An 8,416-nucleotide genomic window follows, 5' to 3' on the forward strand; every position below is an offset into this window, starting at 1 on the left:
CACGCCGCTTGATCCGGTTCCCGGACCCGCAAATTCGAAGAGTGGAGGGAGAGAAGGCGGGGTGGACCCAAGCCAAACAAGGAGACACGCTATGTCCGCTCAGTCGATCTACACCCACGCCCCGCTCGGAGCGCTTGTTCGATACAGCAATGGCCAGCCGATGCCGCCCGAATGCCATCGCAAAAAGCTTGCCGCATGGAAGAGCAGCAACGGGTCGGGCCGTGTCGTTCGCAAGACACACGAAGCGGTACGCCCGACCTACACCCACCCGGCCGGTTTCACGCTCCACGAAGGCAATTTCGGGAGCGAAGGCGTTATCGTCCTGGTGGTTCACAAAAGCTTTTCCGTCACCAGCACGCTCACCTTCGAGATCGTCGAAGAACCTGCGCCGGGTTCGGTCCGTATTCTCACCAGCTTCCAGGGCGAAGACGAGCTGCGCCATCTCGCTCCGGACATGGCTACCGCCGAGGACTGGCTTTCCAGCCATCACTATACCGGCGCGCGGCTCGAAATCGTAGGCGAGCATGAAGCCAGCGCTGAGACCCTAGGCCAGGCAGCGTGAACAGGGCAGGGGGTCACAGACCTTCCGACGAAGCACGCATGTGGCTTCTCGTGCGGATTCACGACCTCCTCTCCGCCTATCTTCTCGACCACTGCCCGGAAGAGCAGAACTGGGAAGACTTCGACGTAGACATCGACGCCCTGCGCACCGATGTGGCGACCCTACGCGACCAGCATTTGACGCAGATCGCCAGCCAGAACGAAGCGCACCCCTCACACCCGGTCAATCGGGTGTGAGGGCACGCCGGCACGACCGTTCCCCTTTTTTGATGAGGAAACTGACCGTGACCATCACACACCATGTCCATGTCTATGCCATCGTTCGCATCAAGCTTGCCGTGACCGCGACCGATCATTTCGACGCGATGAAACACGCCGACAGCATCATGACGGAGTCCAGTTATCCCGTGCGCCTCGTCCCCGGCGGATCATAAGTTCTCGACGCCGAACCCGCCGATGAAATCAGCGGCTACCTGGTCGACGAGACCGGCGACCCGCAGTTCGAGAAATCCCGTTTCTACGGATGCGACCACAAACCTTGCGACCTCGCTCAACCCGGCGCGTCGCCGGCGCAAGGGGAGGGGGAGGGAGAAGGGCGGAGCGTCGGCTGATCGTGTGATGTCCACCGGTTTCGGCGCCCTTTCGCCCCAAGCCGTCTTCCGAAAGGACCGCCGATGACCCAGCCATTCTCCAGCACCGAACCCCGCTTATGGAGCCAGACCCACTGCGATGACCGCGGCAATTTCGCCTATAGCGGGGACCTCTATATCGCGGGCGAGCATCTTCCTGATCTCTGCCGCAGGATCGATCTCCATCTGACACGAACTATCGTGGGCGCACGGTTTTCCGTTACCGGCGAGCGCTTCTCCGGCGGGCGCAGCATCCGCGTTGAGCTTCTCGATGCGCCCGGGGATCTTTCCGACGAGGACGCGCGCCGCGCCTTCGAAACCCTCATCAGCGACCAGGCGGAACGTTTCAATGTCGCGAATGGCAATCTTCTGCAGGACTATATGATCTGCTCATTCTTCCTGCGCGTGAGCATCGGCACAACCTATTGGTCAGCGCTATCCGCCAGACGCGGCCATGCCAATCCTGTCGAGGCTCGCATCCCACTCGCGCGGTTCAAGCGCCAGCTCAGGCCGGGCCACAAACTGAAACTGATTGCCGCGCGTGCCGGCCACCGGGCCCTCGGGACTATCCGGACCGTCACAGCAGTCCGCTCGGGCGACCTCATTCTCGAAGACCGGTCCTATCTCTCCTTCCCCCGTGCATCCGCTTTCGCCTGCGACGGCAAGCTCATCCGCATCGCGAACGGACGTGACGAGGATCCCGATGATCACCTGCTCTACGAGTGGATTCAGGACGCCGCCTGACCGATCGCTTTCAATCCCGCGCGCCTGCGGCGCACAAAGCGAAGAGGGATGGTGCGATTTGATCATGCAGATCTTCGGCGCACCCCACAACTCCGCCCTCTGATCCGCACGATCACATCACCGACAACCGCAACCACAGCCCGCGCTTTCGCGGGCTTTTTTGCATTTGGGAGGACCATATGCCTCGCCGACTTCATCAGCTGGCAGATCCGAATGCCGACGACAATCAATTCAGCAAGCTCCTGGTATTGCTCCGCGCCCTTCAGATCACCGAAGTGTCTTTCTCGCTTAACGGCGGCGGCGACCAGGGCGAAACCGACCTCGATCACGTGCGCTACCACGACGGCACCGAGAATATGTCTATCCCGGAAGTTCCGGTCGGGATCGACGCGGTCGGACGCCCTGCCATGCTCTGCTATGCCCTCAGCGAATTCGCGGCCGATCTTCCTGAAGGCGATTGGTGCAACAATGAGGGCGGCTATGGCACCGTCACCATCCAGCCCTTCGCTGACTGCCCCTGCGACTGCGACATGACCTATCGCCAGGATGGGGACTGGGAAGACGACGACGAACTTGATGACGACCTGGAGGCATTCGTCCTCGACCCCGAGACCGCGCCTGCCGGCCCGCCCGCCATCATCATCGGGGAGGCACAGGCATGAGGCACAACAACCCATCCTTCGAACGCTGTCTCGCGCGCGCCGCAACCACCCTGCATCGCATCGTCCCTCAAACCACACGGCTGCGATCGGACCCACTCGACCTTGCGGCGACCCTGATCGCGCTATCCCGCTGCGAAATCCGCTTCACGCGGCGTGAAGGCGCGCTCGCACCCATGATTACAATCCATCCTGATCCAGCCCACTCTCCCAAAGCGATGATGCTTATCGACCAGTTCAGCACCGCCATCCTCCAGACAATCCATAGTCCCAATACCCACTTCTCCATCAGCCTCGAACAGACCGTCAACGACAGCGGATATCTCGATCTCGTCACCGATCTCGTTCTGTCCGGCGCCGACCACCGCCGGATCACGGACATGACGCAGACGATCGGAACCGCGATCCTGCAACTGCGCGAGCGCTTGGTCGAACTTATGCAGGCCCATCTGCGCGCCATCTTGTTTCGTGACCTTGGTTATCGCTCCGGCAACAAGATCCTTTCGCTCGGTCGCATCATCCACTGGGCGCTCGCAACCGATCTCGAAGGTGACCCGGGTCGCAAGACCGTGATACGCAACCGCGGCCAGGCGCTAAGCCTCTACGGCGCCGTCGCCACCATCCTGCTCAAGCCGGAGGTCACGGCCGCGATCGATGCCGCGCAGCCCCTCAAGCCGGTGCTAGCCGCCGCGGTCGGCATCAGCGAAGCGCAATTGCGCCGCCTGCGCCGTGCAACGCCCAAAGACGCTGCATACAACGCCCTCTATGACCATATGCCCGCCGTGCGCGCTCTGGTCCGCCACGACATCCCCCTCGAACAATGGCCGGACAGCAGTGAATGGGGCCGCCGTGTCTGGGAGCAAAGTAACTGCGATCCTCTTTTCCGGCCTGACTACCTCGATAGCTCGGTCGAAACCCGCGATACGCTCCAGGCGCTGCGCGAGGATCTCCTCTACCCACTCGCGGGCGCACGTCTCGAAGCATTGGGCCTATCTCGGCGAATCCACGCGCTCGACAATTTCGTGGCGACCCTGGGCGTTCCACTGAAACTCTGCGACACCGCTGCCCATCGCAAACTCCTGCAAAGCTTGCATCGTGGGATCATCGGACCCCGCAGGCCGCGCTCGTTCCAGAAGGCCATCGCGAAATGGCACCGCCGCGCAGCCAGCGCCGCCGCGCTGCGCCATGAGAACAATGCCGATCGGCCCGGTTGGCCGGCGCTCTGCCCGACCTGGCAGTCCCCCTGCGGGCCGCATAGCTTCATACCGCTCACCAGCGCGCAAGCCCTTGTCGATGAGGGCAATGCGCTCAACCACTGCGTTGGTGGATATTATTCCCAATGCCGGCGGGGCGACACCCAGATCCTGTCGCTGCGGTCCGGCTCCAACCATGTGGCGACCCTCGAACTGCTGATTACCGACTTGCCGGGCAATTCCCTCAATATCAACGTCGGCCAGTTCAAGGCCCGTGGAAATGTCAGGCCCAACCCCGAAGCCTTCGCAGTGCTACGCGACTTCCTCGCCGACCTGCGCGACGGGCTTCACCCGGTGGCGATCAAGGAACTTGCCGCGCATCGCGATGCCGTAGCCGATGCCGATGACTACTATTATCGGCGTAGCAGGCTCACCCTCGACCATGCCCGCCGCGCCTGGCCACTCTACCGCGTTCTGCTCCCGCGTGGCGCGCCGGAGACCTACGACGAATGGTGCGAGCATTCCGGACTCACCGCCGCGCTCGATGATATTCTCAGCGCGCTCGCTCGATCGCTCTGCACCTCCGATCAAAGAGAACTCTATTATGAACCCTTTTGATCACGCGCGCTCTTCCGCGCGAGTCCATGGCGGCCGCTGGCAGGATTACCACCCGATCCACGCCTGGTTCGACGCCACCAAGGCCGCACACTGCCATTTTACACACCGCGCGCTGCGCCACCACCACGAAGGGATCGCCGAAGCGGTTACCGTCTTCGGAGACACGATCACCAACGCGGATGGCGCAGAAATCGAGGTTCGTGCGATCGCCGTCCAGCATATCGAGGAAGACTGCAGCTATCTTCCCTCCGCTGCGGATTGGCTCGACGATTTCGACACGCCAGACTGGCTTCACGTCCCGATGCCCGACGCAGAACACCTCTCCCGAACCAGTGCGCGGCGCTTCGGCGGCGAGGAAACCGACTATCTTCCGCTTCATCGCTGGTTTCTCGAAACAGCATCGTGGGCGAACACGCCCGCCCACCTCATATTTCGTCACCATGCCTTCGGAATATATGAGGCCGAACACCGCTTTGGGCCGGCGATCGACAACGGTGCATCTGGAGCACCAACGCGTGTGGTTGCCGAACAGCATGTCCGTACGATGCTTGGCCGCATGCCCGCCGCGCCCGATTTCCTGCGACGGCTGAAGGGCCAGCGTTGGATGCTTCAGGCGACCTCACCGGCATTGGTCGGCTTGACCTGATACTCCGCTGCACAAGCAACCGCGGGGGAGAGGGAAGGGGGCGAGGAATGGGAGCCGGGATCGGAATGCCGGTCATTCCACCGGATTTTCCCATTTTTTTGGAGGGCTGCACCATGGCCAACAACTATCTCAAACTCTCCTTCGTCTTGACGCCGACGGGTGAGGAAGAAGCATTGCTCGACGAATGCCACGCGCTGTCGGAAGAACTTGCCGATATCGACGAAGATGACCTGGCAGCACGCTACGATGCGATGTCGGACGCCTTCAAGGCAGCCTTCCCGCCACCGCCGGATCAATCGGAGGAGCCGGACCAGCCCCCGCCCGATCCGTTCGCATCCTTTCTCGAGCTGTTCAGCGATCAGGATTTTCCAACCTTCGACTGCGAGTATTTCGGCAGTGCGGAGGTTGACGGCTATCTGATCGCCGGAACTCAGGCAGATCCCCATGCGATCGCCAGCCTGATCCAGAAATGCGCACCCAGCGTTCTGCCCTTCGGTTTCGAGTGGTCCCAGGATTGCGACCGCCTGCGGCCCAGCGAATTCGGCGGCGGCTACTACATTATCACCGACGATGATATCATCGGCGGCAGCACAAGCTGGCTTATGCGCGGGCAGATTGACGCGCTGAAGGAGCCCCCAATCACTCACACAAACAGCGTGACGCTCAAAACAGTCGTCAATGACCCCCAGGCCCTCTGGGATCAGACGTTCAAGCTCTTCATTCGCGACCATCTGCCATACAAGGTGTTCGACCCATCAGAGCCCACTCGGCTCGCCGATGAACTGCTCGACAAGTTCACCGCGCTATGTGGACCACGCGACCATGCCGATCCCGCTGCTTGTCTGCGCATTTGCTTCGATCCACGCGACGATATTCCCGGCGTCGAGCTGGTAAAGATCACCGCCGCCGCCCAGGATGATCCCCAATCCCTCGATATCGAAACCTGTCTCGTCCTCACGACCGGACATATCACCCAGGAAACCGCGCAAAAGCTTGACGACTGGGGTTCGCGCGGAAGGCTCGACGTCCCCCTGACCATCGGCAAGACACCCTACGGCTGGTTCATCCCGGTTTCCTGCGCCGACCCCGATACACTTGGAGGCCTGCCGGCCGATCTCCTGGCGGTTATGCGTTTCACCCTGACTCGCGGTTGCGATCATCTCCTGCTCGACTGCGACGGACCGGCCGTCGACGGACTCGACTCCTATGAGTGGTGAACGGCTGCCCCACGCTATGCAGCGAACAGTCCACTTGCCCCTCAGAGAGGGTCTACGAACACTCGCCAATGCGGCACAAACTGCTGCACATTACGCGGCACATACGGCGATCAAGACAATTGGAGGCAGAGGAGAGGGGGAATGGGAGGGTTACGCCCCCCTATGCCTGGAGTTCCTTATGCCAATCTCCGACAACGGTCCGCCACGCCATACCGACGGCCGGATAGACCGCCGCTACTGCATCCGGCTTGAATTCTGCGGATATGCCGAACGCCGCTTCGTCATCCGTTTTTGCGATACCTATGTTGGCAATGCTCCGATGCGCGCCGACGCAAACGCCCTGGCACGGGCCCATTCGAGCGAGCGGCGCCGGAACATGCTCGAATGAACGCCACCTATTCCGTTTCATCAACAAAAACGGCGAAGCGTATGACGGCCTCCCGGCCGACAACAAGAGGAGGGGGAGGAGCAGGTGTGTTCCCATTCATAGGAGACACCCGATGTTCGATCCCGCCGCCCGTCACCATAAGGCTCTAGCCGCCCGCTCTATTGCCACGATCGCGGAAGCGCTCACCACGCTCAACGCCGCAGTTGCGGATTGCGAAAAGTCCCGGCACCAGATCGATCAAGATCCCGCCGTGCTTCTGCTCGCCCGCCACATCGGTTGCCTTGCCCTTGAAGACAGGCCCGAACAAGCCGTGCTGCGCACGGCCTGTATGGAAGCCATCTCCGCCCTCGGGAAAACCCCGATGCTGATTGCACTGGCCAAACGAGGCGTCTCCTACGACGCTGATGCCAAAGCCACCTTCCATGCCGAGGGACGCAAGGCCATCAAACGCCTCGCTGCTGCCCTCGGCCTTGCCCGTGGAAGCCACCAAGTGCGTTTCTGCCAGGGCGGCATCGCCGTCGCCGGTGAAATTATCCTTCACTCCGATCAAATCTATGTCCAGCTCTCCATCGGACTGATGGGCCGTGGCCACGATGTGATGTTCCGGCGTGTCGAGGGCCGAAACGACTATACTGGCGGCCCCAATCATTGGGCTTCGATCGACGAGCTCCTCGATCCTGACACCCTGGCAACCCGCATACGGCATGAATTGCGCCTCGATGGCCCCGCCGATCTCGCCGCCTGACGCGGCACGTTCCCCAACATCCCGATCATATCCGGAGACGCAACATGCGTATCAGCCATCTCCAGGCGCTCGCCGATATCGTCCTCGGCGATCCCGAAGCGCTTGCGCTTGCCTATCACGAAACCATCACCGGCGCCGAGCCGGTCTTCGAAAGCGATGCGGCGCGCGGCCGCTTTGCGGTCGCGCTCAAAGCGGTTGGCATAGCGACCGACGCTGCGCGTTTTCAAGCGGCTTATGCGAAGCTGCAACAGAGTGCCGACCGAAAAGACGAGCCGGTTGAGCCGGCCTGCCGCGATTGCGGAAGCACCAACCTGACACGCGACGCCTTCGTGGCCTGGGATAGCGATACCCAACAATGGGTGCTGAGCGCGACCTACAAGTCCACCACCTGCCATGCGTGTGACGCCGAGAGCGACGATCTCTGCCGTTGGAAACCGATCAAGGATCGCCTTGACGAACTATCATCGCCGGCATCGCAATGACGGCCCCCGCCAGTCCGCCGGTCATCGTCGCCTGGGGCGCCGGCGTCGACTCCACTGCCATGATCCTCGAAATGGCAACACGGCGCGAACGCATCGACATGGTGCTGATCGCGCAAATGCCAGAAAAACCCGAGACCCAGGCCTTCATTCCGGCGTTCCGTCGCTGGATGGACGATCGCGACATCCCAAATAAGATCGTCGTCAACAGGCCGCGGCGTTTCGGCACATCCCCGGCCTATTTTGACCTTCTCGAAGCCTGTCTGGTCAACGGCGCTCTCCCATCGATCGCCTTCGGCCGGGGAACCTGTTCGCTCCGCTGGAAGGTCGGCCCACAGGATGCCTGGACCAAAACCTGGCCCCCGGCACAGAAGGCCTGGGCTGCCGGTCAGAAGGTGATCCGGCTCATCGGTTTCGACAGCAGCCCGCGTGACAGCCGCCGCTATGCCCACGCCGAAAGATATTCCAGCAGTCTCTACACCTGGCTCTGTTGCAAAGATTGGCGGCAGTCAGAGGTAGGCTGTCGCTCTGCGCCGA

12 protein-coding genes and 1 pseudogene are annotated in these 8,416 nt (G+C 61.7%); 12 read left to right on the forward strand and 1 reads right to left on the reverse strand.

Features of this window, described 5'->3' with window-relative positions:
- Nucleotides 1-91 precede the first annotated feature (91 nt).
- The 3 genes from Q0316_RS09915 to Q0316_RS19725 are packed head-to-tail and all read left to right on the forward strand — an operon-like array spanning nt 92 to nt 995.
- The gene (locus Q0316_RS09915) at nt 92-562 is read left to right on the forward strand and encodes a hypothetical protein (RefSeq protein ID WP_022684104.1); all 471 of its coding nucleotides are present in this window, start codon (nt 92-94) and stop codon (nt 560-562) included.
- A 38-nt stretch (nt 563-600) separates the two neighbouring features.
- A complete protein-coding gene (locus tag Q0316_RS09920) occupies nt 601-798 on the forward strand; it encodes a hypothetical protein (RefSeq protein ID WP_022684103.1) in 198 nt (65 codons plus the stop codon).
- 47 nt (nt 799-845) lie between these two features.
- Nucleotides 846-995 carry a hypothetical protein gene (locus Q0316_RS19725; RefSeq protein WP_338010741.1) on the forward strand — a complete coding sequence of 50 codons (150 nt, stop codon included), beginning with the start codon at nt 846-848 and terminating at the stop codon, nt 993-995.
- On the opposite strand, the gene Q0316_RS19730 is transcribed toward Q0316_RS19725, so the two are convergent.
- The gene (locus Q0316_RS19730; protein ID WP_342767844.1) at nt 990-1,115 is read right to left on the reverse strand and encodes a hypothetical protein; all 126 of its coding nucleotides are present in this window, start codon (nt 1,113-1,115) and stop codon (nt 990-992) included. The two genes, Q0316_RS19725 and Q0316_RS19730, sit on opposite strands and share 6 nt — an antisense overlap.
- A gap of 120 nt (nt 1,116-1,235) precedes the next feature.
- On the opposite strand from Q0316_RS19730, the gene Q0316_RS09930 reads away from it, so the two are divergent.
- From Q0316_RS09930 to Q0316_RS09970, 9 genes and pseudogenes are all read left to right on the forward strand, one after another.
- Nucleotides 1,236-1,934, forward strand: a complete 699-nt coding sequence (locus Q0316_RS09930; RefSeq protein ID WP_022684100.1) for a hypothetical protein — start codon at nt 1,236-1,238, stop codon at nt 1,932-1,934.
- A gap of 179 nt (nt 1,935-2,113) precedes the next feature.
- Nucleotides 2,114-2,596, forward strand: a complete 483-nt coding sequence (locus Q0316_RS09935) for a hypothetical protein (protein WP_022684099.1) — start codon at nt 2,114-2,116, stop codon at nt 2,594-2,596.
- Entirely contained in the window at nt 2,593-4,404 is a 1,812-nt protein-coding gene (locus tag Q0316_RS09940) for a PcfJ domain-containing protein (RefSeq protein ID WP_022684098.1), read from the forward strand. Before Q0316_RS09935 ends, Q0316_RS09940 begins: the two co-directional genes overlap by 4 nt.
- On the forward strand, nt 4,331-5,050 hold the full coding sequence (locus tag Q0316_RS09945; RefSeq protein ID WP_022684097.1) for a hypothetical protein: 720 nt from the start codon (nt 4,331-4,333) through the stop codon (nt 5,048-5,050). Before Q0316_RS09940 ends, Q0316_RS09945 begins: the two co-directional genes overlap by 74 nt.
- A gap of 65 nt (nt 5,051-5,115) precedes the next feature.
- Nucleotides 5,116-6,267: a hypothetical protein gene (locus tag Q0316_RS09950; protein WP_298671802.1), complete on the forward strand. Its 1,152-nt coding sequence runs from the start codon at nt 5,116-5,118 to the stop codon at nt 6,265-6,267.
- A 178-nt stretch (nt 6,268-6,445) separates the two neighbouring features.
- Entirely contained in the window at nt 6,446-6,655 is a 210-nt protein-coding gene (locus Q0316_RS09955; protein WP_022684096.1) for a hypothetical protein, read from the forward strand.
- A 112-nt stretch (nt 6,656-6,767) separates the two neighbouring features.
- Nucleotides 6,768-7,400, forward strand: coding sequence for a hypothetical protein (locus tag Q0316_RS09960; RefSeq protein ID WP_022684095.1), 633 nt, complete (start codon nt 6,768-6,770; stop codon nt 7,398-7,400).
- Nucleotides 7,401-7,444: 44 nt separating this feature from the next.
- On the forward strand, nt 7,445-7,882 hold the full coding sequence (locus tag Q0316_RS09965; protein WP_022684094.1) for a hypothetical protein: 438 nt from the start codon (nt 7,445-7,447) through the stop codon (nt 7,880-7,882).
- A pseudogene (locus Q0316_RS09970) lies at nt 7,879-8,416 on the forward strand (hypothetical protein); the annotation flags it as partial. The gene Q0316_RS09965 and the pseudogene Q0316_RS09970, both read left to right, overlap by 4 nt.

This window comes from uncultured Sphingomonas sp., assembly GCF_937871615.1.
Taxonomy (GTDB): domain Bacteria; phylum Pseudomonadota; class Alphaproteobacteria; order Sphingomonadales; family Sphingomonadaceae; genus Sphingomonas.

Coding starts and splice junctions, on each gene's coding strand:
- Q0316_RS09915 (WP_022684104.1), top strand. CDS start 92: ATGTCCGCTCAGTCGATCTACACCCACGCCCCGCTCGGAGCGCTTGTT.
- Q0316_RS09960 (WP_022684095.1), top strand. CDS start 6,768: ATGTTCGATCCCGCCGCCCGTCACCATAAGGCTCTAGCCGCCCGCTCT.
- Q0316_RS09935 (WP_022684099.1), top strand. CDS start 2,114: ATGCCTCGCCGACTTCATCAGCTGGCAGATCCGAATGCCGACGACAAT.
- Q0316_RS09950 (WP_298671802.1), top strand. CDS start 5,116: ATGCCGGTCATTCCACCGGATTTTCCCATTTTTTTGGAGGGCTGCACC.
- Q0316_RS09965 (WP_022684094.1), top strand. CDS start 7,445: ATGCGTATCAGCCATCTCCAGGCGCTCGCCGATATCGTCCTCGGCGAT.
- Q0316_RS09940 (WP_022684098.1), top strand. CDS start 2,593: ATGAGGCACAACAACCCATCCTTCGAACGCTGTCTCGCGCGCGCCGCA.
- Q0316_RS09920 (WP_022684103.1), top strand. CDS start 601: ATGTGGCTTCTCGTGCGGATTCACGACCTCCTCTCCGCCTATCTTCTC.
- Q0316_RS09945 (WP_022684097.1), top strand. CDS start 4,331: ATGATATTCTCAGCGCGCTCGCTCGATCGCTCTGCACCTCCGATCAAA.
- Q0316_RS09930 (WP_022684100.1), top strand. CDS start 1,236: ATGACCCAGCCATTCTCCAGCACCGAACCCCGCTTATGGAGCCAGACC.
- Q0316_RS09955 (WP_022684096.1), top strand. CDS start 6,446: ATGCCAATCTCCGACAACGGTCCGCCACGCCATACCGACGGCCGGATA.